Origin of the sequence: Hymenobacter cellulosivorans (genome assembly GCF_022919135.1) — a bacterium.
GTDB classification, from domain to species: domain Bacteria; phylum Bacteroidota; class Bacteroidia; order Cytophagales; family Hymenobacteraceae; genus Hymenobacter; species Hymenobacter cellulosivorans.
In genome coordinates this window covers 2,195,681-2,221,857 of sequence record NZ_CP095049.1, presented here as the reverse complement: position 1 = coordinate 2,221,857, position 26,177 = coordinate 2,195,681, and the positions used below count along the sequence as shown (strand labels likewise).

General features: G+C 58.2%; 24 protein-coding genes and 3 pseudogenes. 14 read left to right on the top strand and 13 right to left on the bottom strand.

The features are described from left to right. Positions 1-10: 10 nt before the first annotated feature. Positions 11-712 carry a hypothetical protein gene (locus tag MUN80_RS09420; RefSeq protein ID WP_244722735.1) on the bottom strand — a complete coding sequence of 234 codons (702 nt, stop codon included), beginning with the start codon at positions 710-712 and terminating at the stop codon, positions 11-13. A 307-nt stretch (positions 713-1,019) separates the two neighbouring features. Here MUN80_RS09420 and ade point away from each other — a divergent pair, with 307 nt between their 5' ends. Then, positions 1,020-2,672, top strand: coding sequence for an adenine deaminase (ade, locus tag MUN80_RS09415; protein ID WP_244722732.1), 1,653 nt, complete (start codon positions 1,020-1,022; stop codon positions 2,670-2,672). Positions 2,673-2,766: 94 nt separating this feature from the next. On the opposite strand, the gene MUN80_RS09410 is transcribed toward ade, so the two are convergent. Further along, positions 2,767-3,192 carry a response regulator gene (locus MUN80_RS09410; RefSeq protein ID WP_244722730.1) on the bottom strand — a complete coding sequence of 142 codons (426 nt, stop codon included), beginning with the start codon at positions 3,190-3,192 and terminating at the stop codon, positions 2,767-2,769. A 56-nt stretch (positions 3,193-3,248) separates the two neighbouring features. Then, positions 3,249-4,223, bottom strand: a pseudogene (locus MUN80_RS09405) (PLP-dependent cysteine synthase family protein); the annotation flags it as partial. A gap of 360 nt (positions 4,224-4,583) precedes the next feature. Here MUN80_RS09405 and sucD point away from each other — a divergent pair. The 3 genes and pseudogenes from sucD to MUN80_RS09390 all read left to right on the top strand — a co-directional run. Next, complete coding sequence (gene sucD, locus MUN80_RS09400) at positions 4,584-5,465, top strand: succinate--CoA ligase subunit alpha (RefSeq protein WP_244722727.1); 882 nt, start codon at positions 4,584-4,586, stop codon at positions 5,463-5,465. A 109-nt stretch (positions 5,466-5,574) separates the two neighbouring features. Next, positions 5,575-6,705 (top strand): hypothetical protein, encoded by a 1,131-nt coding sequence (locus tag MUN80_RS09395; protein WP_244722724.1) that lies wholly within the window; start codon positions 5,575-5,577, stop codon positions 6,703-6,705. A 78-nt stretch (positions 6,706-6,783) separates the two neighbouring features. Continuing rightward, positions 6,784-7,035: pseudogene (locus MUN80_RS09390) on the top strand (succinate--CoA ligase subunit alpha); the annotation flags it as partial. Between the two features lie 98 nt (positions 7,036-7,133). Here the strand turns inward: MUN80_RS09390 and MUN80_RS09385 are convergent. Continuing rightward, entirely contained in the window at positions 7,134-7,892 is a 759-nt protein-coding gene (locus MUN80_RS09385; RefSeq protein WP_244722722.1) for a hypothetical protein, read from the bottom strand. Between the two features lie 151 nt (positions 7,893-8,043). Between MUN80_RS09385 and MUN80_RS09380 the strand changes: the two genes are divergently transcribed. Continuing rightward, entirely contained in the window at positions 8,044-9,441 is a 1,398-nt protein-coding gene (locus tag MUN80_RS09380) for a mercuric reductase (protein WP_244722719.1), read from the top strand. Here MUN80_RS09380 and MUN80_RS09375 read toward each other — a convergent pair. Next, complete coding sequence (locus MUN80_RS09375; RefSeq protein WP_244722716.1) at positions 9,431-10,123, bottom strand: hypothetical protein; 693 nt, start codon at positions 10,121-10,123, stop codon at positions 9,431-9,433. The two genes, MUN80_RS09380 and MUN80_RS09375, sit on opposite strands and share 11 nt — an antisense overlap. A 215-nt stretch (positions 10,124-10,338) precedes the next feature. Here MUN80_RS09375 and MUN80_RS09370 point away from each other — a divergent pair, with 215 nt between their 5' ends. Continuing rightward, positions 10,339-10,743 carry a hypothetical protein gene (locus MUN80_RS09370; RefSeq protein ID WP_244722713.1) on the top strand — a complete coding sequence of 135 codons (405 nt, stop codon included), beginning with the start codon at positions 10,339-10,341 and terminating at the stop codon, positions 10,741-10,743. 62 nt (positions 10,744-10,805) lie between these two features. Then, entirely contained in the window at positions 10,806-11,255 is a 450-nt protein-coding gene (locus MUN80_RS09365) for a hypothetical protein (RefSeq protein ID WP_244722711.1), read from the top strand. Positions 11,256-11,445: 190 nt separating this feature from the next. Here the strand turns inward: MUN80_RS09365 and rny are convergent, their stop codons facing one another. The 5 genes from rny to MUN80_RS09340 all read right to left on the bottom strand — a co-directional run bounded on the left by rny (position 11,446) and on the right by MUN80_RS09340 (position 17,335). After that, positions 11,446-13,143: a ribonuclease Y gene (rny, locus tag MUN80_RS09360; protein WP_244722709.1), complete on the bottom strand. Its 1,698-nt coding sequence runs from the start codon at positions 13,141-13,143 to the stop codon at positions 11,446-11,448. A gap of 124 nt (positions 13,144-13,267) precedes the next feature. Beyond that, the gene (locus MUN80_RS09355; RefSeq protein ID WP_100334524.1) at positions 13,268-13,558 is read right to left on the bottom strand and encodes a cell division protein ZapA; all 291 of its coding nucleotides are present in this window, start codon (positions 13,556-13,558) and stop codon (positions 13,268-13,270) included. 31 nt (positions 13,559-13,589) lie between these two features. After that, positions 13,590-13,886: a hypothetical protein gene (locus MUN80_RS09350; protein ID WP_100334523.1), complete on the bottom strand. Its 297-nt coding sequence runs from the start codon at positions 13,884-13,886 to the stop codon at positions 13,590-13,592. Between the two features lie 280 nt (positions 13,887-14,166). Further along, positions 14,167-16,602 carry a phenylalanine--tRNA ligase subunit beta gene (pheT, locus tag MUN80_RS09345; RefSeq protein ID WP_244722706.1) on the bottom strand — a complete coding sequence of 812 codons (2,436 nt, stop codon included), beginning with the start codon at positions 16,600-16,602 and terminating at the stop codon, positions 14,167-14,169. A 91-nt stretch (positions 16,603-16,693) separates the two neighbouring features. Then, complete coding sequence (locus MUN80_RS09340; protein WP_244722703.1) at positions 16,694-17,335, bottom strand: DUF1684 domain-containing protein; 642 nt, start codon at positions 17,333-17,335, stop codon at positions 16,694-16,696. A gap of 140 nt (positions 17,336-17,475) precedes the next feature. Between MUN80_RS09340 and MUN80_RS09335 the strand changes: the two genes are divergently transcribed. After that, entirely contained in the window at positions 17,476-17,832 is a 357-nt protein-coding gene (locus MUN80_RS09335; RefSeq protein ID WP_244722700.1) for a hypothetical protein, read from the top strand. A gap of 41 nt (positions 17,833-17,873) precedes the next feature. Further along, the gene (locus MUN80_RS09330) at positions 17,874-19,046 is read left to right on the top strand and encodes a hypothetical protein (protein WP_244722698.1); all 1,173 of its coding nucleotides are present in this window, start codon (positions 17,874-17,876) and stop codon (positions 19,044-19,046) included. A 7-nt stretch (positions 19,047-19,053) separates the two neighbouring features. Here the strand turns inward: MUN80_RS09330 and radC are convergent. Next, a pseudogene (gene radC, locus MUN80_RS09325) lies at positions 19,054-19,682 on the bottom strand (RadC family protein). A gap of 248 nt (positions 19,683-19,930) precedes the next feature. Between radC and MUN80_RS09320 the strand changes: the two are divergent. The 5 genes from MUN80_RS09320 (at position 19,931) to MUN80_RS09300 (ending at position 24,534) form a co-directional block, all read left to right on the top strand. Next, the gene (locus tag MUN80_RS09320; RefSeq protein ID WP_244722695.1) at positions 19,931-21,175 is read left to right on the top strand and encodes a metallophosphoesterase; all 1,245 of its coding nucleotides are present in this window, start codon (positions 19,931-19,933) and stop codon (positions 21,173-21,175) included. 155 nt (positions 21,176-21,330) lie between these two features. Further along, a complete protein-coding gene (locus MUN80_RS09315) occupies positions 21,331-22,002 on the top strand; it encodes a hypothetical protein (RefSeq protein ID WP_244722692.1) in 672 nt (223 codons plus the stop codon). A 285-nt stretch (positions 22,003-22,287) separates the two neighbouring features. Next, positions 22,288-22,926 (top strand): carboxypeptidase-like regulatory domain-containing protein, encoded by a 639-nt coding sequence (locus MUN80_RS09310; protein WP_244722689.1) that lies wholly within the window; start codon positions 22,288-22,290, stop codon positions 22,924-22,926. A 301-nt stretch (positions 22,927-23,227) separates the two neighbouring features. After that, positions 23,228-24,142, top strand: a complete 915-nt coding sequence (gene uvsE / locus MUN80_RS09305) for a UV DNA damage repair endonuclease UvsE (RefSeq protein WP_244722687.1) — start codon at positions 23,228-23,230, stop codon at positions 24,140-24,142. A 35-nt stretch (positions 24,143-24,177) separates the two neighbouring features. Beyond that, positions 24,178-24,534, top strand: coding sequence for a hypothetical protein (locus MUN80_RS09300; protein WP_244722684.1), 357 nt, complete (start codon positions 24,178-24,180; stop codon positions 24,532-24,534). Between the two features lie 100 nt (positions 24,535-24,634). Here the strand turns inward: MUN80_RS09300 and MUN80_RS09295 are convergent, their stop codons facing one another. After that, the gene (locus MUN80_RS09295; RefSeq protein WP_244722681.1) at positions 24,635-24,868 is read right to left on the bottom strand and encodes a hypothetical protein; all 234 of its coding nucleotides are present in this window, start codon (positions 24,866-24,868) and stop codon (positions 24,635-24,637) included. Positions 24,869-25,024: 156 nt separating this feature from the next. Continuing rightward, on the bottom strand, positions 25,025-26,161 hold the full coding sequence (locus MUN80_RS09290; protein ID WP_244722679.1) for an acyltransferase family protein: 1,137 nt from the start codon (positions 26,159-26,161) through the stop codon (positions 25,025-25,027). Between the last annotated feature and the right edge of the window lie 16 nt (positions 26,162-26,177).

The following is a 26,177-nucleotide window of genomic DNA, read 5'->3' as shown; positions in this document are numbered from 1 at the left end:
AGGCTACAGGCTAAGGACGCGGCTGAGCAGCCGTTTGCAAAAATTGCGTGGTTCGAAAATCAGCATACTCGGTTAGTAGGCGTTGCACCTGCCAGCGGCCCACACGCTTGGCCTGCAGCCTCGCCACCAGCGCGGGGTCGTCGGCCAGCAAGGTGAGCAGCAGGGGCTGCAGCACAGCTTTTTGTTTGGGCAGCAAGATCCAGTCGCCAGCATTTTTGCGCAGCAACAGCTTGTGGGGTCGGATAAATACGCTGATAAGCGAGGTGACAGGGTCGGTCACGTCGACGAGCTGCATGCCCGCGCCGCGGAACAGCTGCTGGCCGAAAGCGGTGTGCAGCTGCCCTAACTTGCCAGGCGCTACGCCCGCTACTGTTATTACCGTGTCGGAATTGCTGAGCACGAAGGCCGTCATTTCCTCCGGCGAGTAGGCCCGGTAGTAATTGCCACTCTCGTTCAGATATACCCGGTCAGGCAGCCAGTCGGCTATCTGTACCGGGTGCCAGGCGCCATCGAGACCCCGAAACGAGCCGGGCCGGCCGCCGGGCTCGTAGCGCAGCGTAGGGTTGCGGGTGCGCTCGTCGTAGGACGTGGGCGGAATAAAGGCCGCGTGGGGCCGCCGCTGCGCCCACCCGACGAAGTGCCCGACTACTACCAGCAGGGTTGCCAGCAGGTATTTGGAAGACACAAAAGTCAGGGTGCGGAAGTAGTTCACAGAGGTAGACGCAGAAGCGGGGCGGAAAGCAGGCGAGGCACACAACGAGTGGGCCTCCCCGGTTTAGTGACTATCGCAGGGACAGGGAGTTTTGCCGAATTTGGCTTTGCGCTTAAAGGAAGCCGTTTTTTTCTGCTGCGTGGTGCGGCGGGCGCAGCTCGTCGTAGCAAGGCCAGACCCAGCAATCAGGGCAGCCAACAGCAAAGTCACAATCTTTCTCACCGGCACGGATTTTCGGCAAATATACGGTTCTTTACCCGTTCGCCTTTGCTCTAGCTCAACTTTCCCCCTTCTTCCCTCCTGCCCTATGCCCGCCGATTTCAGCCTGCGCGCCAACGTTATCAACCTGTTTTCGAACACCATACTGCCTGGTACTATTCATGTGAGCGAGGGCAAGGTCCGGGCCATTGACCTGGATTCGGCCGCTGGGCCCGATGCGGCCTTGCCCTACGCCCTACCCGGCTTTGTGGACGCACATGTGCACGTGGAAAGTTCCCTGCTGGTACCCGCCGAATTTGCCCGCCTGGCCGTTACGCACGGCACGGTAGCTACTGTATCCGACCCCCACGAAATTGGCAACGTGCTGGGCGTGGCTGGGGTGGAATACATGCTGGAAAGTGGCCGCGCCGTCCCATTCAAATTTTGCTTCGGAGCTCCGTCGTGTGTGCCCGCCACGCCATTTGAAACGGCCGGAGCCGAAATAACGGCCCAGGACATCGAGCAGTTATTTCAAAACCCAGAAATCGGCTACCTGGCCGAAATGATGAACTGGCCCGGCGTATTGCACCGCGACGCGGGCGTGATGGAGAAAATTGCCTTGGCCCAGCGCTACGGCCGCCCCGTGGATGGGCACGCGCCCGGCCTGCGCGGCGACGATGCCCGCCGCTACGCCGAAGCCGGCATCAGCACCGACCACGAATGCTTCACGGCTGAAGAAGCCCTCGACAAGCTGGCCGCGGGCATGAAAATCCTGATTCGGGAAGGCTCGGCAGCCCGCAACTTTGACGCCCTGATTGACTTATTGCCGGAGCACTACGAGAATATGATGTTCTGCTCCGACGACAAACACCCCGATACGCTGGTGCTGGGCCACATCAACCAGTTGGTGCAGCGGGCCGTGGCCCGGGGCCAGGACGTGCTTAGCGTACTGCGCGTGGCTTGCCTCAACCCCGTGCTGCACTATAAATTGCCGGTTGGACTACTCCGGGAAGGCGACCCGGCCGACTTCATCGTGGTCGACAATCTGCGGGATTTCCTGGTGCGCCAGACCTATCTGGATGGCGAACTGGTGGCCGAAAATGGCGAAACCCGCATTGCCGCCGGGCCCGTGGCCGTCGTCAACAACTTCCACGTCCAGCCCGTCACGGCCCAGGATTTTGCGTTGCCGGCTCCCGCCCCCACGGCAATAGTACGCGTCATCGAGTGCTTCGACGGCCAGCTTATCACCGCCCGCCACGACCTAGCTGCCAAGGTGGAAAACGGCTTGGTTGTGCCCGACGTGGAGAATGACATTTTGAAGCTGACCGTAGTAAACCGCTACCAGCCCGCCGCACCGGCCGTGTCCTTCATCACCGGTTTTGGCCTGAAGGGTGGCGCTTTGGCCTCGAGCGTGGGCCACGACTCCCACAACATCACCGCCGTGGGCTGCGACGACGAAAGCCTGGCCCGGGCCGTTACGCTGGTTATGGAGGCCAAAGGGGGCCTGGCTGCCGTGGGCCCCAATGGCGAAGAACTCCTGCTGCCCCTGCCCGTAGCTGGCCTGATGTCGGACCAGCCGGGCTACTACGTAGCCGAAGCCTACGCTGCTGTTGATGCTTTGTCCAAACGCCTGGGCAGCCCGCTAGGGGCACCGTTTATGACCTTGTCGTTTATGGCGCTGCTGGTGATTCCTAGCCTCAAGCTCAGCGACAAAGGCCTGTTTGACGGCGAAGCCTTCCGTTTTGTGGAGGCGGTGGTGTAGGCGGATGACTGACCACATTTTTAACACAAAAAGGCCGCTGCAAGTACTTGCAGCGGCCTTTTATATAACTCAGCTTTTTGAGCTTAAGCTAAGATTAGTTCGTTACGAAGCGCTTGTCGAGCAGCTTACGCATCTTTTCTTCGGTCAGGGGCTTGGCCAGATATTCCACGCCCTCGTACTTGGCCACTCGGGCCGTATCGGCCGAGTGCATGGAGGTAGTCAGCACGGCCATTACCGTCTTCTCCTTGATGTCGGCGGGCAGTTGGCTGTACTGCTCCAAGAACTCGAAGCCATCCATGCCGGGCATTTTCAAATCCACGAATACCAACTGAGGAGCATCGGGCTCCATGGAGCTAGCCCGGTCCGTGCCATTGCCCCAGAGGAAATCGTAAGCCTGCTCGGCGCGGGAAAAGGTGTAGACCTTATCGGCCACGTCGAGGCGGCTGAGCAGACGGTTATTAAGGAAGCTGGTCGTCTCGTTATCGTCGACTAGCACCACATTGCGCAGTTTCTTAGGCATAGCATTGTCCGTTGAAAGCGTAAGCCCTGCCTAACGCAAACAGGGGTATTCTGTTACAACCAGCCCTGCTCGCGCATCCAGTCGTCGTTGTAGATTTTGCCGAGGTAGCGCGTGCCGTGGTCTGGGAGAATAATGACCATCACGTCTTCCTCTTTCAAGTGCTCTTTGGCGTATTCCAAAGCGCCGTGCACCGCCGAGCCACACGACCAGCCCACAAACAGGCCTTCTTCCTTGGCCAGCCGTCGAGTCATGACAGCCGCGTCCTGGTCGGTGACTTTGATGAACAAGTCAATCAGGTCAAAGTTAACATTTTTAGGAAGAATATCTTCCCCAATGCCTTCGGTCTTATAAGGATAGATTTCGTTTTCGTCGAAAATCCCGGTTTCCTTGTACTTCTTAAATACGGAGCCGTAGGTGTCCAGGCCCACGGTTACCAGCTCGGGCTTCTGCTCCTTGATGTACTTGGCCGTGCCGCAAATAGTGCCGCCCGTGCCTACACCGCAAGCCAGGTGCGTGATGGTGCCTTCCGTCTGCTTCCAGATTTCGGGGCCCGTGCTTTCGTAGTGGGCCGCCGTGTTCGACATATTGTCGTACTGGTTGGGGTAGAATGAGTTAGGCGTTTCCTGACTCAGGCGCTTGGCCACCGAATAGTACGAACGGGGGTCTTCCGGAGCCACATCGACGGGGCAAACGACCACCTCGGCGCCCACAGCCCGCAGGATGTCCTGCTTCTCCTTGCTTTGCTTGTCGCTCATCACGAAGATGCACTTGTAGCCTTTGGCAATAGCGCCCAAGGCCAAGCCCATGCCCGTGTTGCCACTGGTGCCTTCGATAATGGTGCCGCCGGGCTTTAGAATACCGGCTTTTTCGGCGTCCTCAATCATTTTCAGGGCCATCCGGTCTTTCACCGAGTTGCCAGGATTGAAGTACTCCACCTTCGCCAGGACCGTCCCTTTGATGCCGTCGGTGACTTTGTTGAGCTTCACCAGAGGCGTGTTGCCGATGGCCTCAACGATGTGATTCAAATACATTATGAGAGAGGTAAGCGTTTTTTTGAGTGAGAGGACGGCAAAGGTACGCATTTGCCAACGGAGCCCTAAGCCCCGCCTTGCTTTTCCGGCCAAGCCAGCGGCCGGCGCGACCCCAGGCTCCGGCAACAACTTCGTAGGCTCGACTGGTTCTAGTTGAGTCCAAAAACCCGATCAATGCCTTTCTAACCTGCTACGGCTGATCGTTGAAAGGACGTCCCTACCGGCTTCGGGCTTTCTGACTGACAACCGATTGTGCGGGTGGCTTGCTGCACCCCCAAAAAAGGCTACTTTTGCACACCGGTAGCCGGCAGGCCGCTGGCTCCCACCCCAAATTGATAGTAGCCTTTAACACTTCTCCGAATGAGCGTTCTGGTCAACAAGGATTCCAAAGTGATTGTGCAGGGTTTTACGGGCTCCGAAGGCTCGTTTCACGCCCAGCAGATGATTGAGTACGGCACCAACGTGGTTGGCGGCGTAACGCCCGGCAAAGGCGGTAGCACCCACCTCGACCGTCCCGTGTTCAACACCGTGGCTGAAGCCGTTGAGAAAGCCGGTGCCGACACCAGCATCATCTTTGTGCCCCCGGCTTTCGCCGCCGACGCCATCATGGAAGCCGCCGACGCTGGCATCAAGGTTATCGTGACCATCACCGAAGGCATCCCCACCAAGGACATGATTGCGGTGAAGGAATACCTCAAAGGCCGCGAAGGTCTGCGTATGATCGGGCCTAACTGCCCTGGCGTAATGACCGCCGGTGAGTGCAAAGTAGGCATCATGCCCGGCTTTATCTTCCAGAAAGGCCGCGTGGGCATCGTTTCTAAGTCGGGCACGCTGACCTACGAAGCTGTAGACCAGCTGACCAAAGCTGGCCTGGGCCAGACCACGGCCATCGGCATCGGCGGTGACCCCATCATTGGCACCACCACCAAGGAAGCCGTAGAGCTGCTCATGAACGACCCCGAAACTGAGGGCATCGTGATGATCGGTGAAATCGGCGGTGGCATGGAGGCTGAGGCCGCTCGTTGGATCAAAGAAACCGGCAACAAGAAGCCCGTAGTAGGCTTTATTGCCGGCCAGACGGCCCCTCCCGGCCGCCGCATGGGCCACGCCGGGGCTATCGTAGGCGGTGCCGACGACACGGCCGCCGCCAAAATGGCCATCATGCGCGAGTGCGGTATCCACGTGGTGGATTCGCCCGCCGAAATTGGCGACACGATGCTGCGCGTCCTGAGCGGTAAGTAGTCGGTTGCTGACAGTTGATTTTATGAAAAGAGCCCCGACGCGCGTCGGGGCTCTTTTTTTGGCGGTTTATTCCTTTATTTGGAATATTCTATACCTCCTAAATTTTAATATGCGCATCACTATTGGGAAAGTCTTGTCAGCTATCAGCCTACTGACAACCGTTGCCTGCACCAAAGAAGTCGAAAAGATTGTCGTGCAGGAAAAAGTGTACAGCTGGGCGGAGGTGAAGCAGCTTGCCGGCAGCCAGAAGAATATCGTTCAGATAACCCAGGATGAGGCTTCGCTGTATCTGCAGCAATTAGGGTACCTAGGACGGCTCATGCCGCTATCCGGCGCAACGCAGCCCAACCGGCCGCTCTATTACTCGGCGTTCAGGCAGCCCTTCCAACCGCTGCCGTATGATCTGACAAACCGCATTCCAATGAATGGGCGGTTTTATCTGAAGCCGGTTGGCGAGGACAATATGATCCTGCGGGCCTTCCCAACTACCCACATCCCGCCCGACAACATGCCTGCCGACATCAGCCTGCGCCGCCTCGATCCTACGGCGGTAGGGTTCGTCAACAATCGGGCAAGCCCCTATTTTGCGCTAGGCGCAATTACCTCTAACAACATTTCGCTGGTCGGCTACTCGGTAGCGCCCAACGACCGAGCCCTGCACTTTGTGCTGAGCCGACTGAGCCTAGAGTCGGGCGTGCCGACGGGCCCCGTGACTGTCAGCTCGCGGACTATAACCCTACCCCTCCCGCAGGTCCTGCCGTATACCATTGTGGCCGTTGACGATTATTTCCTGGTCAACGTCATTTCATATGGCTTATATAAAATCAGTGAAAGCGGCCAGATACAGCAAGTTCTAATGTCGCCAAACACGGCCATTACCTCCTTCTACAAGCATAAGGGCGTGCTGTACGCCATCAACAATTCCGGGCAGAAGGGAGTGTTCACCTCGTCGGATGATGGACAAAGCTGGCAGCTACGCAATGGCATCCCCGATTACTTCGTGCTCAGCACCTTTCACGCAGTCGGCGACAGCATCGTGGGCATCACATACGGCATTGAGAACAACAGTCTGTACACGCTTCGCTGGCAGGGCAACACCCCGCGCGTGCGCGCGTTGAAGAACGACGGTCTGAACCGAGCCGATTTTACGGATCTGGCTCAACTCGGCGATACTGTGTATCTGAGCACAACGAGCGGCTTGTTTAAGCGGCCCCTCAGCTCATTTTTTGAAAACCGCTAGCCAGCATTTTGAGTATTTGCGGGTGGCTCACGTTCACTACAATACTCAGTAGGGACACGGAGATGGTAGCCTTCGCGTATTTGCGGCGGTATGGAAGCTGAGGCTGCCCGCTAGATTAAGGAAACCGGCAACAAGAAGCCCGTAGTAGGCTTTATTGCCGGCCAGACGGCCCCTCCCGGCCGCCGCATGGGCCACGCCGGGGCTATCGTAGGCGGTGCCGACGACACGGCCGCCGCCAAAATGGCCATCATGCGCGAGTGCGGTATCCACGTGGTAGATTCGCCCGCCGAAATCGGCGACACGATGCTGCGCGTCCTGAGCGGTAAGTAGTCGGTTGCCCCTCTTAAGAGAATTAAAAAGCCCTGGCGCACGCCAGGGCTTTTTTGTTGACAGTAGCATGGTATCCACCTCGTGCTTTCCATGAATTGCTACCGTGGGCCCGCCTGCCCGCCCAGGTTCACGATGATGCCCAACTGAAACACCGAGTTGGCCGCCTTCAGATACTTGCGGCTACGCAGGCCGAAGTTGCTGCCGCTAATCATCTGAAACTGGATGGGGCCCAGCACGGTGATACGGGTGAAGCTGATAGGCTCCAGGAAGATGTTATCCTCCATTTCCTGGGGCTTGCCGTCGATGGTAAAATCGTGCAGCTGTACGTAGCTGGCGCGCAAAGCCATGCCGTAGGACACGGGCCAGTCGCGGTCAAAAAAGTGCCAGGTTTTGCTTTCCTTCTTACTAAAATTGGCTTGCAGGTAGTATTTAGACAAGTTGCCGTCGAAGGTCTTGGTGACGCCCTCACTACGCTCCGTGCGCTTGCCGTGCCCGAAGCCGTAGCCGCCGTAGAACTCCAGCACCCGCTCGTCGCGCAGGCGGGTGAAGTAGCCGAGCCCAAGCTCGCCGAAGTCGTGTTCTTCGTATTTGCGGTTGTTTTTGCTGCCGAAAAACGACTGTTTCTTATCTGAGCGCAGAAAGGAGGCACTGCCCTGCACCCCGATATGGTCGCCGAGGGCGTAAGCGCCCTGCAGGGCCGTGTTCTGGCTGAAGTTGGTGTGAATACCACCGCTAAACTCGCCCTTTTGGGTGAGCAGCGGAGCCTGGGGCGGGGGCGGAAAGTACAACGACGAGCAACTGCTCAACCCCACCAGAACACTCAGCAGCCGGAGCCGCGCCAAAACTGTTATAGCCACAAGAAAGGCAGAATAGTAGAAGAAAACAGAAAAAGCCTGGCTCGGGGCGGCTACTCCGGTAGGCCCCGCGTATAGTGCTTATCCTTTAAGCTCAACAGGAGCCGGGCCAGCCGTGTACGGAACCCGTTTCCTCCGCCAATTTCCGCTTTTTATGCCTACTTCATACGATGTTTTAATTATCGGCTCTGGTCAGGCCGGCAACCCGCTGGCTACGGCCTTTGCAGAAGCTGGCCGGACCGTGGCTCTGGTCGAGGAAAATCACCTGGGCGGCTCCTGCATCAACTACGGCTGCTCGCCGACTAAAGCCCTGCTGGCGGCGGCCGAACGGGCCCACCAGATTCGCACCGCCGCCGACTACGGTATCCGCAGCAGCGCACCTGAAGTGGATTTTCCGGCCGTTATTGCCCGCAAGAATGCCATTATCCAACGCTCCCGTACAGGAGTGCGCGAGAACCTAACCAAGGAGCACGAGGGCATTACGGTACTGCACGGCCACGCGGCTTTCACAGCGCCCCGCACGCTGCAGGTGAAGTTAGCTGATAACACCGCCCAGGAGCTTACCGCGCCACTTATTTTCATCAATACCGGAACCCGGGCGGCGGTGCCCGATTTGCCCGGCTTGGCCGACGTCCCTTACCTGACCACCACCGAACTGCTGAATTTGCAGGAGCTACCCGAACATCTGCTGATTTTGGGCGGGGGCTATATCGGACTGGAATTTGGGCAGATGTTCCGCCGGTTTGGCAGCAAGGTCACCATCATAGAGTCGGGGGCGCACCTGCTGGAGCACGAAGACGCGGACGTGTGCGGGGCCATGGAGGAAATGCTGACGGCCGAAGGCATTGAGTTTGTGCTAGGCGCGCAGGCCCACCATGTGTCGCAGAATGCGGAAGGGGTTGTTACGCTCTCGGCCCGTACTCGTGAGGGAGAAAGGCGGCTGCGCGGTACCCACCTGCTGATTGCTACGGGCCGGGTGCCCAACTCAGATAAGCTAGGCCTAGACGTTATTGGGGTCAAAAGCGACGAGAAAGGCTACATCCAAGTCAATAACCGGCTGGAAACGGCGGCCAAGGGCGTGTATGCCCTGGGCGACGTGCACGGCGGCCCGCAGTTTACCCACATCAGCTACGACGACTACCGGGTGGTGCGCGACGGACTATTGCACCGCAAATGGCGCTCGGCCAGGCAGCGGCCCCTGCCCTACACCGTATTTACGGACCCGCAGCTGGGGCGCATTGGCCTAAACGAGGACCAGGCCCGGGAGCAGGGCATCCGGTACCGGGTGGGCAAGATGCCAGTACGCACCATCGGGCGGGCCCGCGAAACGGGCCGGATATTAGGCTTCTGGAAAGTACTCGTGGACGCCCAAGACCGAGTAATTGGCGCAGCTATTCTGGGGGCGGAAGGCGGTGAAATTATGACCATGTTTCAACTGATAATGATGGGCAAGCTGAAATATCAGCAGCTGCAGAACATGGTTATTGCCCACCCGACCTGGGCCGAGGGGCTTAATAATGTGTTTAGTAAGCTGGAAGAGCCTACGGTTTAGGCTGAGCCAGGCGGTGCGGATAGAAGACGAGACTAAGGGCAGTGAATACCTGTGCTTCGCGTAGCCGGCGATACTCAAACTCGTGGGGGTCGTTGTTATCGACGGTGTAGGTGCCGAGCGGCACGCCGGTGATGCCGCCCGAGATTTGTACGTTGAGCCAATGCAGGACGCCTTGCTCAGTCCCGAACCGCATGAACAGCATGGGGTCGAGGCGAGTCATGCGCAGGCGGGCCAGGGGCTGGTCGTTGTAAAGCAAGGAGGTGAAGCGGACGTGGGAGGTGCGCACGGCCGTGCCGATGGTGCCCCAGGGGTTGTGGTAGGAAAGGGCCAGCTCGCCGAAATACTTATTGTAGCGGGTGTTGAAATCGACGTTGTAGGGCTCTCCGATGAAGAACTGGGGCTGCACGTAGCCGCGGCGGCTAACGGCCTGACCAAAGCCGCCGAGGCCACTCACGAGCCAGTGCTGGCCCAGGGGATAGTAGCCGCCGAGCCCGACTTCGTATTGCCGGCCCCGGAAGTAGGTGGTGTCGCCGGAGTCATTTTTGAAGCCCCCACCGGCCCGCACCAGCACGTGTTTGAGGGGTGAATAGGTGGCGGCTCCTTCCCAGCGGCCGTTGAGAAAGGTAGTGCCCTGGACTTCGGCCTGGCCTTTGTCGGTGAGCTGCGGTGCGGCGGGCAGCATAGGGGCGTATACGGAGCAGCTAGGTAGCCCTAAAGACAATAACAGCCCTAGTAGTGACAGACGTAGCGGTAGAGTCATACGGCAAGGCGTGGAATACTTAGGAGTAGATATAAATAAGGCTAACCGCTCGTTATGGACAATCAGCGGCTTTTGCAGAGTCCAAACTAGTTAATTTGCAGATTACAAACCAGTTAATATTACTTGTCACTATCCCCATGACCCAAAAAGAATTTACTGACTACGTAATCCCCCGTCTACTTGACTCTTTTCCGCAACTTATATCTATCGGCATCAGCACATCTGAAATAGTGCTATCAACCCAAAGTAAGCAGGGCCGACTAGTGCTGCAGATAACTACGCAGGCCAAGGAACTCACCATTGGATTTGCAACTACTGCTGGTCCGTTTGGGTGGCACGTACACATGAGTCAGCTTGGTGCTATTACATTGGACAAAAAAACACAAGCTGCCACGCAGCTGCTGCGCGGAATTTTCACCGACAATGAGTTAATCGTCTATTCAACCACTTTGGGATACTTTCTTACCGATGACTTAGCCAATGTCTATCAATACCAACAACCAGATGAATCTATCGACGCCTTTTATTGGAGTGAGTTATAGGCCTACTTTCACCGTAGCTTACCTCAGTAGAAGTATATTCTTGCAATAAGTTTTTCTGTGTAATGACCCAAGAGTGTAAAATAGAAATAGCGTTTGGAATACCAGAGCATGGCTGGCTACCAATAACCTTTCACTGGCAGGATTTTCACTTAGCTATTGACGCCTCTGATGTACCTGTTGACCCTGTTCAACAACTAGTTACTATGCTGATACAACTAAATAAAGGGATTCAAAGGCCAGATGAAATACTCTGGAATTTAGAGCCAGAATGCTATTATCTTCAAATAGAGAATATATCACACCAATATCATGTACAGCTATTTCATGCCACTGATTTCAGCAGCAGTAGAACGCTCATAAAAGAATTCACTGGCAACTACAGTCAGATCATCTTGCCATTCTACAGAGAACTGAAGAAGTTTAACTCGTATGCTTACAAAGCACCCCATTGGGACAAAATTGATCCAGGTAGAATAGATTTATTGACAACGTTAGTCAGCAAAAATAAATAGCGCCAGGAATTCTGCTGCGGGCTTATCTGCCGGCTTAGCAAAGACTCTAATGCAAGTTTTGCAGCTTGTACGGCAGAAAGATTGCAATGGCGTGGGCTACATAAACTATGGGGTTCGCGTCACTACTTTAACGCAAAAGCCCCCGCAACTCTTGTCGCGGGGGCTTTTCGTTTGCTTTAATATGGGCAGCCTACTTGGCGTAGGCTACGGCGCGCATCTCCCGGATTACAGTAATCTTGATCTGACCGGGGTACTGCATTTCCTTCTCGATCTTCTGCGAGATTTCGTAGCTCAGCTCCTGGGCACGCTCGTCAGTGACGTTGTCGGCGTTGACCATCACGCGCAACTCGCGGCCGGCCTGAATGGCGTAGCACTGCAGCACACCGTCGAATGACACAGCAGTTTCTTCGAGCTGCTTGAGGCGCTTGATGTAGCTTTCCATCATCTCGCGACGGGCGCCGGGGCGGGAGCCGCTAATGGCGTCGCAGGCCTGCACGAGGGGCGAAATCATGGCCGTCATCTCGATTTCGTCGTGGTGGGCGCCAATGGCGTTGACTACGTCGGGATGCTCCTTGTATTTCTTGGCCATCTCCATGCCCAGGATGGCGTGGGGCAGTTCGGGCTCCTCCGTGCTTACTTTGCCGATGTCGTGGAGCAGGCCGGCACGCTTGGCGTGCTTCACGTTCAGGCCCAGCTCGGCAGCCATCGTGGCGCAGAGGTTAGCTACTTCGCGCGAGTGCTGGAGTAGGTTTTGCCCATAGGACGAGCGGAAGCGCATGCGGCCCACCATCTTAATGAGCTCGGGGTGCAGGCCGTGAATGCCCAGGTCGATGATGGTCCGCTCGCCGATTTCAACGATTTCCTCGTCGATGTTCTTGCGGGTCTTAGCCACGATTTCCTCGATGCGAGCCGGGTGAATCCGGCCGTCTTTCACCAGCAAGTGCAGCGAGAGGCGGGCTACTTCGCGGCGCACCGGGTCGAAGCCAGAGATGATGATGGCCTCGGGCGTATCGTCGACGATAATTTCGACGCCAGTAGCGGCTTCCAGGGCGCGGATGTTGCGGCCCTCGCGGCCGATGATTTTCCCTTTAACATCGTCCGACTCGATGTTGAAGATGGACACGCAGTTTTCAATGGCATGCTCGGCGGCGGTGCGCTGAATAGTTTCGAGCACGACTTTCTTGGCGTCTTTGGTGGCCGAAAGCTTGGCCTGGGCCACCACATCCTTGATGTAGGAGCTGGCCTGAATCTGGGCTTCGTTCTTGAGCGACTCCACTAGCTGCTCACGGGCTTCGGCGGCGGTCAGGCCCGAAATCGTTTCCAGCTGGTGCTGCACTTGCGTGAGCTGGGCGTTGAGCGACTCACGGGTGCTTTCCAGCTCCTCCTCGATTTCCTGCTCACGCTGCTGGAGCTTGGCCAGTTGGTTTTCCACGATAGTCCGGCGCTTTTCCTCCTGGGCTTCCAGCCGTTCGCGCTGCTGCTGCGAATCGTTCTGGAGCTTTTCGCGCAGGGCGTCCATGTCCTGCTCTTTCTTCTGAATCTGCTCGAGCTGGCGCTGGGTGGTAAGGGTAAGCTGCTTAATGCTTTGCTCCTGCTCTACTACACCTTGGCGGCGCTGGGTCAATTCGGATTCGAGCTCCTGCTTCTGGCGCTTGCTTTCCTGTTCGAATTCGTTCTTAAGCTGGCGGAATTTGTCTTTCGACTGCTGAATCCGCTCGTCGCGGGTGCGGGTGGCCTGGGCTTCGGCCTCCTGGATGATCTGTTGGGCGCGGGCTTTGGCGTCGGCCTCGTGGTCCAGGCGGGCCTTGCCGGCCAGCTGCCTGCCGACCACAATGCCGACCCCAAGGGCAAGCACGGCGGCCAGGATGATATACAAAATGTCGGGCATTGAGCTATGGTTTTAGGGGGGTGGGGAAAAACCATAACACGGAAAATACTGCCGACGACGAACGAATGGCGGAGCCGCTTGCCCCACCCGATTCGAGTCTGAAACTATGCCGGCGCCAGTGCGTTTAGCCCAGCACCACTCCCGAAAGCAGTTCATCCAAACGCGCCAGGCGCTCGGTGAGGGCTGCATCGGTGCCGTCCTTTTCCTTGCTGACCTTCAAGCTGTCAGCCATGGTGGACAAGGCAATCATGGCCAGCAGATCCTGCTTGTCCTGAATGCCGTACTGCTCACGAAATTCCTTGATTCGCTCACCCAAGAGGCGGCCTGCCATGCGCAGACGCTCCTCTTCCTGGGGGGCTACCCGCATAGGGTAATCCCGGTCGGCAATGCGGATTTTGATGGAAAGTTCGCTCATCGGGAGCAGCAGTCGTGGGGTGGTAAGGTGGTTACTCTCTCAAGTAGGCAAGGCACTTATCTATTTCGCGGATATATTCGTTGAGGCGAAGTTTCAGCTCGTTTGCGTTGGCAGGTTCCCCTGCTATGGTATTGACAAGTTTAGCGATATTCTCTTGATTCTGGAAATCCTTCAACTGCCGCTCCCGGTCGCGCACGTCAGCCCGGAGCTGTTGAATGGTGGTCTGGGCATCGGCCAAGTCCTCGCGCAAGCCCTGATAGGCAGCCACTAAAGACGTCACCTGACGCTCTAAGCGGTCTAGTTGGGCAAGTTGCTTGGAAGAGGCCATCGAACAGAAATTTTTACTGGCTAATGTAAGACGAAGTTACGGGCTCTGGTACTTTGCAGTTAAAGTTGTGCTTTAAGTCTCTTCAGCCAACGGTCCTTAACACCAAAAAGGACTAGGGAGTTTACTTGTATGGGGTTGCAACAAGCGTAACCGTAAACGGTCATGTCGAGCACCGGCAGACATCTCGCGTGCTGTGGTAATCAGATTACTCTGGCGACTTCAGCACGCGAGATGTCTCCCAATGGTCGACATGACGTTTTTTTTGCTTCGACTCTACCCTTTACTTTCGGATCAGGGCGCCGGCCTGCTTTTCGAACTGGCCGATGAGGCGCTGCATCACGCCGTCGATGGCTTGGTCGGTAAGGGTTTGGGTGGGGTCCTGCAGGGTGAAGCTCACCGAGTACGACTTCTTGCCTGCGCCTAGATTTTCGCCCTCGTACGTATCAAACACGTTCACGCTCTGCAGCAGCTTTTTCTCGGTGCGCTGGGCAATCTGGCGGAGCTGGTCGAAGGTCACGGTCCGGTCGACTACTACCGACAAGTCGCGGCGCACCTCGGGGAACTTGGCCAGTTCCTTGGCCGTGAGCGTGTTCTTGTACTTCTTCATCAGCCAATCCCAGTCGAGCTCGGCGTACCACACGGCCTGGTTGACGTCGAGGCGCTTGAGGATGGCGGGTGACACGGCCCCGAGGTGGGCTACCGGCTGGTTCTGAGTCAGCAAGGTCAGCCCTCCGGCCAGGTAGGGATGCTGCACCGGCTGGGAAGCGGGCTGGGCGAAACCGAACGAAGCCAGTACCTGCTGCACGGCCCCGGCCAGCTGGTGGAAGGTTGTTTTGTCGGACTTCTGCTGCCAAGTTTCAGCGGCGGTGTTACCGGTCAGAAAGATGACGAGCTTGTTGCGTTCGGTGTACTTGCCCTCGGCCTCGCGGTGGTAGGTTTTACCGAACTCGTAGAGCTTCAGGTCGCGCTGGCGGCGGTTGACGTTGTAGCGGATGATTTCCAGGCCCGAGTGCAGTACCGTGGGGCGCATCACGTTCAGATCGGCGCTGTTGAAGTTGAGCACTGGCACTAGCGTCTCATCCTTCTCCCCTTCCTTCTCGAAGTAGAGCGAGTTGGTTAGCGAGTTGGTAATGATTTCCGAGAAGCCCTGGCCGCTGAGCAGGCGGGCCGTGTTTTGGCGCAGTACTTCGGGGTCGGGGTTGGGGAACTTGGCCAGGTAAGAAGCCGAGTTGTGGGGCCGCAGCGCCACGTGGTTGTAGCCGTAGATGCGCAGGATTTCCTCGATAACGTCGGCTTCCCGGGTCACGTCCACCTTGTGCGGGGGCACAGAGAGTATCCATTCGGCGTGGCCGGCGGCATCGGTGCTTTCCTCGGCAATCAGGATGTCGAGGTCGGTGAGGATTTGGCGGATTCGCTCGGGCGCAATGAACTGGCCCACCAGCCGCTCGACGCGGGGCAGGCGCAGGCGCACGGGCGTGTGGCTGATGGGCTGGGGGTACTCATCCACGATGGGCGCGGCAATGGTAGCCCCGGCCACTTCCTGGAGCAGCAACGCCGCGCGCTTCAGGGCCACGGGCACCATGTGCGGGTCGGTGCCCCGCTCGAAACGGAAGGAGGCGTCGGTTTTGAGCTGGTGCACCTGGGAGGTTTTGCGCACGGCGGCGGGCTGGAAATAGGCGCTTTCCAGGAACACGCGGGTCGTAGCGTCGGACACGCCTGAGGTTTTGCCCCCGAAAACCCCAGCTAGAGCCATGGGCGCCCCGTTGGCATCGGCAATAACCAGGTCGGCGGCTTTCAGCGTCCGTTCTGCAGAATCCAGCGTTACGAACTTCTCCCTTTCGGCAGCCCGCTTCACAATGATTTTATTGCCCGTAATCTGGTCGGCATCAAAGGCGTGCAGGGGCTGGCCCAGCTCGTGGAGCACGAAGTTGGTCACGTCCACCACGTTGTTGATGGGCGAAAGGCCGATGCTGCGCAGGCGGCGCTGCAGCCACTCGGGCGAAGGGCCAACCTTGATATTCTCCAGCAGCAGACCAGCGTAGCGCGGGCTGGCCTCGGTATCCTGAATTTCTACGCTGATGTTGTTTTCCGCCGAAGTCGGAGCGTGAAACTGGCTGATGTCGGGCAGTTGGCAGGGCTGGCGCAGCAGAGCGCGCAGCTCCCGGGCCACGCCGTAGTGTGAGGCGGCATCGGCGCGGTTGGGCGTCAGGCCGATTTCGTAGACCGAGTCGGAGCCCAGGCCGAAGTAGTCGGCGGCGGGCGTGCCGTTGGGCAGCTCGGTTTCCAACACCATGATACCGGCGTGCGACTGGCCCAGACCGATTTCATCCTCGGCGCAAATCATGCCTTCGGAGGCCGCACCGCGAATCTTGGACTTCTTGATTTTGAACGGCTCCCCGGCGGCTGGATAGAGCATAGCACCTTCCAATGCCACTACCACGCGCTGGCCGGCGGCCACGTTGGGGGCACCGCACACAATCTGGCGGGGCGTGGCGTCGCCCACGTCCACGGTGGTTAGGCTAAGCTTGTCGGCGTCGGGGTGCCGCTCACAGGTGAGCACCGTGCCCAGCACCACGCCGCGCAGGCCGCCGGGGATGCTTTCAAGCTCCTCGATTCCCTCTACTTCCAGGCCGGAGCCGGTGAGCAGCTGGCCGATTTCCACGGCGGGTTTGTCGGTCGGAATCAGGGTACGGAGCCAGTCGAGGGATATTTTCATCGGAAATAGTCGGTTGTCAGGGGCCAGCCGGCCGGCACAAAACCGGCCGCCAGCTCAGCAAAGGTACGGATTCGGGAAAAGCGGCGAAAAGCTAGTGCGAATGGCCGGTGTGGTCTTCTTCGGGAAAGCTTTTCTCCCCGGCCGGCACGGGCACGGCCAGACGGTTGTCGGCCGGCGGCACGGGGCAGGAATACTCGTTGTTGTAGGCGCAAAACGGGTTGTAGGCCGCATTGAAGTCGAGCACGATCTGCTTGTCTTGCTCGGCCGGCAGCGGCACGTCGAGGTAGCGGCCCCCGCCGTAGGTATCGAAGCCGTTGGTTTTGTCGGTGAAGGGCACGAACAGCTCAGGCTTGTCGTCGTTCACTTTCAGAAACAAGACCAGTTGCTGAGCCTGCTGATTCATCTCAAACGTGGCTTTGCCCCAGCGCAAGTACTTATCGGCCTTACCATCCGTGAGCGGCATGGCCACGGTATCGGGCGCGGCAAACCGCTCGAGCTGGGCCGTCACGCGGAAGGCTTTGTCGGGCGCATAGTAGCGTAGCGAGTCGAAATGGTCCCGTTGCTCGGCGTTGAGCGGCGAGTCCTTCATCCGCCGGAAGGAGTTGTTTTTCTCGGTCCGGGCTTTCTGAATGCCGGTGGCGTACTGGTCGTGGCCCAGCACGAGGTCTTGCAGGAAATAAGCAAAGACCACCAGCAGGCCCAGGCCGATGAGGAGTTTGGGGTTGATGCGCATAGCCCGCCAAAGATACTAGGTGCATCCCAAGCAGCCCTCATTGCCAGCAGCGCCGCTTTCAGCGGCTGAGCTTGGTTCAGCAAGGCAAAGTATATATCTTACAACCAATATATTAATCCTTACTTTGCCGGCATATCCCCATGGCCAAGATCATCTTTCAAACCTACCGTCTGGCTGCCGATGCTGCGGAGGTAGAGCTTTCGGCCCTGGTGGGCTTTGGACAGCGGGCCCTGACCCGCCTATCCATTCGGGACCAATCCATCGGCACGGTCTGGCAGGATACGTTTGGCCCCGTCGGGTTGGGGCCAGCGGCCGACCTGCGCAACCGGCAGCTGCTGGCCACTATCACCGTGTTCGACGTGAATCCGGCTACCAACGACATCTTCGTGGAAGTTTCGCTCACCGGGGGCGCCAACCCGCTGCTAATTCCGATTACCGATAAGGTGCAGACCGATTGGGATAGTCTCAACATCGTGCTCATTATCGACTTTGTGTAAACCGAATTTCCTTCGGCTTCCGCCCTGCCTACTTCCTTGCTATGAAACCAACTGTAGTGCTAAGCACGGCCGTGGCCTTGCTTTTCCGGGCCGGTCTGGCCGCCGCCCAAACCACGGAAGAGGCGCCCAAGCTCAACCTGCTGGCGGCGCCTTCGGCCCCGGCCTTCGTGTTGATGGGCATTGAGCCCGCCACCATTGAAAAGCCCACCAACCTGACCGATTTGTCGTTGGTTATCAACAACGCCACCAAGGGCTTTACGGCGTTGCCCCAGAACTTTGCGGTGCAGTTTAGCCCCTACTGGATGCTGCGCGATAATGGCAAGCGCATGTCCTACCAGGAGTATAATTCCAACAAGGTAGCCGACATTATGCCCCAGACTCTGCAGTTTTCGCTCGGAGTGGCCCAGCCGGAAGTAGCCGGGGCCGGAGTTGGCTCCACCAAGCTCGGGGCGGGCCTGAAGGTTTCAGTGCTGCGCGGTCAGCTGGATACGGCTGTTACCAACGCCATTGAAGCCCGCAAGCGGGCCGCCGAGCTGGAAAACCGCGGGTTCGACCTTCGGCTACGTGAATTGATGCGCACCAAATACCCCAGCGGCGTGCCCAACCCGGCTACGAAGCCCACTGAGTTTGCGGCCTACACCCAGGACGTCAACAGGATTGAGCGCCAGATTCGGGAGGACGACGTGAAGATTCGCGAGGCCCGCACCAAGGCTATGCAACGGCTGTCGAACGTGGCCTTTACCCGCTCCGGCTGGAAACTCGACGTGGCTGGCGGCGTGGCCCTCGACTTCCCGGACCAGCGCTTCAACAACAGCCGCGTCGACAAGTGGGGCGTGTGGCTTACCGGAGGCTACGAGGTGCCCAACCGGCCCTGGTCGGTGCTGGGGGTGGCCCGCCTGCTGACCACGCCCAGCACCGCGGAGGCCTTCGCCCAAACCAGCTTCGACGCTGGCGGACGCCTCATTTACAACAAGGTACTGCGGCAGAAAGGCTCCTTGTCGGTGGAATATGCCCACCGCGAAGTCCTGGAGCGGGGCCGGCTCTCGTCGAATCGGTACGTGTTCAATGTGGAGTACCCGTTTTTGCCCAACCAGCTGCTGACCCTGAGCCTAGGCCGCAATTTCGACGGCACCACCATCCAGGAAGGCAACCTGATTGCGGCCCTCAACCTCGTGTTTGGCCTGGGCTCCCGTCGCAACATTGAGGCGCCCTAAAGCGGGCCTACAGAATTCCCTCGTCGGCGAAGCTGTAGTAGCCGTGGTCGGTGTAAATGAGGTGGTCGAGTACGGGCAGATCCAGAAACTGCCCGCCTTCCTTGAGCTTGCGGGTCAGGGCAATGTCGGCGGCGGAAGGCTGCCGGTTGCCGCTGGGGTGGTTGTGGACCAAGATAATGCTGCTGGCCAGCTGCTCCAGGGCTTCCTTGAATATCATCTTCGGGTCGGCCACGGTGCCGGCCACTCCCCGCTGCTGACGCTGGTTTTGCGCATTACCACGTTGGCCCGGTTCAGCAAAATCACCCAGAACTCCTCGTGGGGCAGGTCCTGCAGGTTGGGCCGCACCAGGTTGTAGATGTCGAGGGAGCAGGTGATGGTGGTGCGGGCCGCGGCGGCCGTTTCCTTGCGCCGCCGACCCAGCTCCAGGGCCGCTACGATGGTAATGGCCTTGGCCTCGCCGATACCTTTGTGGCGCATCAGCTCCTTGACCGACAGCCGGGCCAACTCGTTTAAATCATTTTTCACGGCCGCCAGAATCAGCTTGGCTACGTCGACGGCCGAGAGCTTAGCCGTACCCGAGCCCAGCAAAATGGCCATTAGCTCGGCGTCAGAAAGGGCTGTGCGGCCCTTCTGCATCAGTTTTTCCCGGGGCCGGTCTTCCTCAGCCCAGCTCTTGATACTGAAGCTTGCGGGAGTTTGGTAATACACCGGATTGGCAGCCTCGGCGGCCGTTTCGGATAGATTTCTAGTCAGATTGTCAAACTCTTGCATAAGGTATACTTGTTGTAGTGACCGGAAAATAAAGTAAAAACCCGACTCCATCGTCTTCGTTGATACGCCGGGCCCCGCACCTGTGGGCCCGCCACGGAGTTTTTATCCTCACTATGTCTCGTTCCCTTTCTGGTATTTTCTTTCTGCTGCTGATTCTGGTGGCCGAATGGTATGGCTTTCAGGCCGTACGCACCGCGCTGCAAAGCGCTACTCCCGTCACCCGCAAGGTGGCCGGCACTGCTTACTGGCTGCTCACACTGGGCATCTGGGGTCTAGGTTTCTGGGCCCTAATGAACCGCACCCAGCACGCCTCGTTCCGCTCCTACTTCGGCGGCCTGCTACTGGCCATGATTGCCGCCAAAATCGTGATTCTGCTGCCCTTGCTGATTGAAGATGTAGTTCGAATTGGGCGCTGGGCGTATCAGAAAATGGTCCAATCTGACGGCACCGCTACCGGGCCGGCTATTTCCCGCAGCGAGTTTATCAGCAAGCTGGCCCTGGTGCTGGGCGCCATTCCCTTCGTGTCGCTGATCTGGGGCATGGTCAAGGGTGGCACCGACTATACCGTCAAGCGCGTGGTGCTGCGCTTCCCGAACCTGCCGGCCTCGTTCGACGGCTTTACCTTGCTGCAGATTTCGGACTTGCACACCGGCTCGTTCCAGTCGAAGGAGCCTTTGCAGCGCGCCGTAGCCATGATTAACAAGCAGAACGCCGACCTGGTCTTTATGACCGGCGACCTGGTGAATAACTACGCCCACGAGGTGGAGGAGCACATCGAAACCCTGGCTGGTATTCAGTCCAAGCTGCCGATTCTGTCGGTGCTGGGCAACCACGACTACGCCGACTACATCAACTGGGCTGAGCAGGGTGGACGGGCAGCCAAGGAGGCCAACCTGGCCCGCCTGAAGCAAAACCACGCCAAAATTGGGTGGCGCCTAATGCTCGACGAAGCCGAACACATTGAGCGCAACGGCGAGAAAATTGCGGTTATCGGGGTGCAAAACTGGGGCGCACGAATGGGCTTCCCCAAGTACGGCGACTTGGCCAAAGCCCACGCCCAGGCCGATGCGCCCTTCAAAATCCTGCTTTCCCACGACCCCTCGCACTGGGACGGTGAAGTGCACCAGTACGAGGACATTGACCTCACGCTTTCGGGCCACACCCACGGCATGCAGTTTGGCGTCAACCTGTCGTTTCTGAAGTGGAGCCCGGTGCAGTACGCCTACAAGCAATGGGCTGGCCTCTACCAGCGCGGCAAGCAATACTTGTACGTGAATGCCGGGCTGGGCTTTATCGGCTACCCGGGCCGGGTGGGCTTCCTGCCCGAAATTACCGTGTTTGAGCTGCGCCGGGCCTAAGTCCGACAAGTAATTCCTCTGAAAAAATCGGCTAGGATTATTCCTAGTCGCTTTTTTTATTTTCTAATCCAAGCTGAAGTAACCGCGCATTTTACTGCCGCGTATATGCCCTCATTCATTTTTGCTTTCTCTCACAACTCTCGACCTCTCTTCATATGAAAAAGACACTCTTGCTCTTGTCGTGTGCTGGTGCACTCACAATGGCGGCCTGCTCGCAGGAAAAGACTACCGATACTGCCACGACCACAACCACCACCGACGCTGCTGGTGGCACAGCCATGAACACCAGCGACATGGATACCCAGTACCGCACCCGGGCCAATACTATTGCCACCCGCATGGCCTCGGACATGAAAATCCAGGACACGGCCACAGTGTCGCGCGTGCGGATGGCCTACTACAACCGCGCCCGTCGCCTAGGTGAGCTGCGTAACCAATACACGACCGATACCACGGGTATGGCTGCTGCCATGCGCGAGGCCAACACGCAGACAGATACCGAGTTCAAGTCGATTTTCACCGAGCCGACCCAGTATCAGGCTTACGAAACCAACCGTGCGACCTACGACGAGTCGAACTACATGGACGACAACTCAGCCATGTCGTCGAACACGGATGACTCGAACATGAGCACCACCGAGATGAGCACGACCACCACGACGACTGACAACGCGTCGACGAGTGGCTCGACCAGCGGCTCAATGCAGGGCGGTACCCAGCTGGAGAAGCTCAAGGCCAAAGACGCTGAAGGCAACAAGCTCAAGGTGAAAGACAACGGCAAGGTGAAAACCAAGGATGCCGACGGCACCAAAACCAAAACGGAGTAAGAAGCTGCTAAACTTCCGCCCCAGTAGATAAAAAGCCCGGTCTGGTCGATCGGGCTTTTTTTACGGCCATTGGGTTGGGTTCTTTACTAGCCCAGGAACTGCGAAGCCAGCGGCGGGAATCATTCGGCGCGGCCGGATCTGCACCTTTGCGGGATTTTTTTCGTTGTTTCGACACCGTTACCTGCAACGGTACCCGGTAGTTTGGGCTCCATTGGTGACTACCTTGCCCATAGTTTGCATTCTTATCCGTTTTGTGAAGGGTTTCGCTCAAGTACTAAAACACGTATGCTCCGCCCGGGCCCTGCACCTACTGGCCGGCCTGCTCGTGTGGGCCACTGTGGCTACGGCCCAGGTCCGGGTGACAGGTACCGTTTCGGGGCCAAAGACCGTAAAGCCATTCCTGGCGCGGCCGTTTTTGTGCAGGGCACCAACAAGGGCACGGTAGCCAATAATGAAGGCGACTTCAGCATTACCGTGGCCAATACCGACACGCTGTTGTTCCGGGCGGTGGGTTTCAAGCCCCAGCGCCTCCCGCTGGACCGCACGGGCCTGTCGCAGATTATCGTGCAGATTTACCTGGTGCGCGACAGTATTCAGCTCGGCGAGGTACGCATTCAGGAAGGCCGCCCCGACCGGGCCGTTATCAACCGGGCCTTGCGCAATGTGCGCCGGCCTACGCCCCCGGCCAACGCCGTACGCCGCCCGCCCCCACCCAAGCCCCTGTTCCCGGTGGATACCATTGCCCCCCGCGCCCCGGTTCCGACGCTAGCCAGCCCCATCAGCTTGATTTACGACCAGTTTTCCCGCGCGGGCCAGGAACGGCGCAAAATGGAGGCCATCCAGGCCCAGGAAAAAGCCGAAGCCGCCGAAAAAGCTCGCCAGAAATACAACCGCAACTTCAAAGACAACCGCGGGTATGAGTAGGGTTGTTTTTACTGTGTGAATGTGGAGAAGGAGCTGAGGCGCTAATACGTCATGTGTCCTTACGAGCACAGCGCATAATCTGTCCTCGGCGAAGGTAGTTACGTCCTTTGCTCAGAAAGCCCTTTATCGAACCACCGATAAAGGGCTTTTCAGTGAAGGTAGCTCCGCACATTTCAGCGGCCGGAATAGCTTCGCTCTGCTCCCAAGGACAGGCTCTTTTTATTTCTCCCATTCTCCCACATTCGCACAGTCCCCCGCATTAAAAAACAACCTCCGTTTTCGGCCCGCGTACACCCGGCGTATGAGAATCGGGTATCCTTGCGTAAATGAATCGTTGGACTGCACCTCGTCGGCCACGTTTCGGCTGGCGTCGTATTCGGCGGAACGGGTAGAATTGGCCGTGGCCAGCAACTTGCTGTGCCTGCAGCGGATTCTGGAGTACAACGTAGCCAATGAGCTGCGCTTTTTCCGCATCAGCTCGGGCATCGTGCCCTTTGGCTCCCACCCCATCAACACGTTTCCGTGGCAAACGCGCTTTGCCAGTGAGTTTCGGGCCATCGGCGACTACGTTAAGGCCCAGCGCATGCGTATCTCGTTTCACCCCGACCAGTTTGTGGTGCTCAACTCACCCAGTGCCGACATTGTGGAGCGTAGCATTGCCGAACTGGTGTACCAGGGCTCGATGCTCGATTTGATGGGCCTCGACAGCACGGCCAAACTTCAGATCCACGTCGGCGGCCTTTACGGCGACCGGGACCTGGCCATCAGCCGGTTTATTGCCACCTACCGGGAGCTGCCGGTGGCAGTGCAGCGCCGCCTGGTTATTGAAAATGACGACCGGCTTTTCAGTCTGCGCGACTGCCTGCGGGTGCATGAGGCCGTGGGCATTCCGATTCTGTTCGACAACTTCCACCACGAGTGCCTCAACCACGGTGAGCCCATGGCCGAGGCCCTGCAACTGGCCGCTGGCACTTGGCACCCCGAGCGCGACGGAGTGCTGATGATGGACTACAGCTCCCAGCAGGTGGGCGAACGAAAAGGCAAACACACCAGCACGCTGGAAGAAGAGCTGTTCCGCGAATTCCTAACCCACTTGCACGGCCTCGACGTGGATATCATGCTCGAAATAAAGGACAAGGAAGCCAGTGCCTGCCGGGCCGTGAGCGTACTGCGCGAGCTGCAACTGGTAGCCGCCGAAGCCGGGTCCGTTTCCTGATTTATCTTTCCTTTTTCCTTATTCCTTTCTGCCTCATGGCTAACGACACCCTGCCCCAAAACCACCTTGCCAATACCATTGCGGCCCTCAAACAAGGCCTGACCAGCATTCCCATCAGCGCCGCCATGGACAACACGGAAGCCTGGCAGCAGGAATTTCTGCAGAGCGGCATTCCAGCCCTGCAGGACATTGCCCGGGAGCTGGGCAACCTGCAGTCGATGCTGACGGCACCCAAGCTCGACGGGGCTGCCATTGGCCGCGCCCTGAGCCTACTGGGTTCCCAGACTACGCAGTACGCCTTCCAGGCCAGCCCCGAGCAGCAGGCCGACGTGCGTGCCATCGGCGACTTGCTGCTGCGCCTTGGCTCCGACTTGCAGGGCCAACGCTCCTAAGGACAGCCGCTTACAAATACCCAAAAAAGCCCGCCGGAACTGCTTCCGGCGGGCTTTTTTGGGTATCATTCAAACGTGGCTTAGCAGCCAGGCCAGCTTCTTACAAGCCTTTACGCTCGGTGGTTTTTTTGTGCGTAGTTGTGGTACGCCGCGTGGCAGTTGGGGCGGGCTTGCGGCGCGTCGTGACAGTGCGCTTCGCCTGGGTGGCTTGAGTGGTTTGGGGAGCGGCTGTCGTGGTGGAGGTCTGGGTAGTAGCGGTTTGCGTCGGGGCTGTTTGGGCGTTACTGAATCCTGCGGCAGCCAGCAGCACGAGAAGGCAGAGGGTAGTTTTCATAATTCAAACAGGGCTAGGAAACAAAAAGTCTATAGCCGTGTACGGTCCAGCTTATTATTTGGCCATTCTGGTACTCAACCCGCGGCTGTTATCTAGCTTAAAGTGTGCTCTACTAACCCATTGCCAAAAAGCTCCGCTGCCGAACAGAGAATCAGCTTACTGCTTGTCCAGGGCCTGGGTCTGCGCTTTTCCATACGGAAAAAAGCGCTGCAAACGCAGGAAGGGCTGTTCGATAACCTGCCAGGAGAAGAGCGCCAGAGCCAGTAACATTAGCGCCATGACGGCCCCGGCCCAACCGGTAGTTTCCCAGGCCAGGAAAGCTTGATAGTAACGCCCCTGCGCAACTAAACCGCCCAGGTGATGCAGCCCCCGGTGCAGGATGACGGGCATAAACAGATGATACAGATACAGTCCGTAGCTTAGCCGCCCGATAGTCACGAGAAGGGGTTGCCGCAGCAGCCACCGGGTGGGCTGGGAAGCAGTAGTAAGAGCCAGGGCAATGCCGGCAGCCGCGGCCAGAGCCATACAGGAAGGCCCTAGGAAGGCAAACCACGCGGCAAATTTATTGGCACTCAGCATGCAATACAGGCCGACGCTGAACAACGCCACTCCCAGCCAGAAGCGGGTTGAGAGAGGCCGTTTTTCCAGCACCAGGCTAAGGCCAGCGCCCAGCGCGAAGAGGTCGAGGCAGGCGGGCGTAAGAATGAGCGCGAAAGTGGTGCCGGTGCGCTGCAACAGCCACCAGCGGATCAGAGGACCCGTAACCACGAGTAGCGTAAGCCCCACTCCTAGCCAGCAGCGCGGTAGCAACAGGATAACTGCGGGCCAGAAAAGGTAAAACTGCTCCTCTACTGCCAAGGACCAGAAATGGCCCATGCCTTCACCCCACTGCTGCTGCCGAAACAGAAATATATTGGCCCCGTGCAGCACAAACCACTGCCAGGCTCCCTGCATATAGGGCAACTTCAGTCCCCAGGCCAGCAGCAAAGCAAAATAGTAGGCAGGCAACAGGCGCAAAACCCGCCGGACAAAGAACGAGAAGGCAACCCGGCCTTTGCCAGTACCTGTAGCCTGGGGCGCCGCCCGCCGCAGAACCGAGGTGATGAGAAAGCCGCTGAGCACGAAAAAGGCCGTTACCCCCACTCCGCCCAGATCCAGCCAGGAGTTAGTGGCCGGAAACCAGTGCGAAACCAGCACCAGCAGAATGGCAACTGCCCGAAAAACATCCAGCTCCGGCCGGTAAGTGGGTTTGGTTGAAGTCTCATCAACGGGCGCGGACGGGTACAGCGGCATCAGGCGAGGGGAGCAA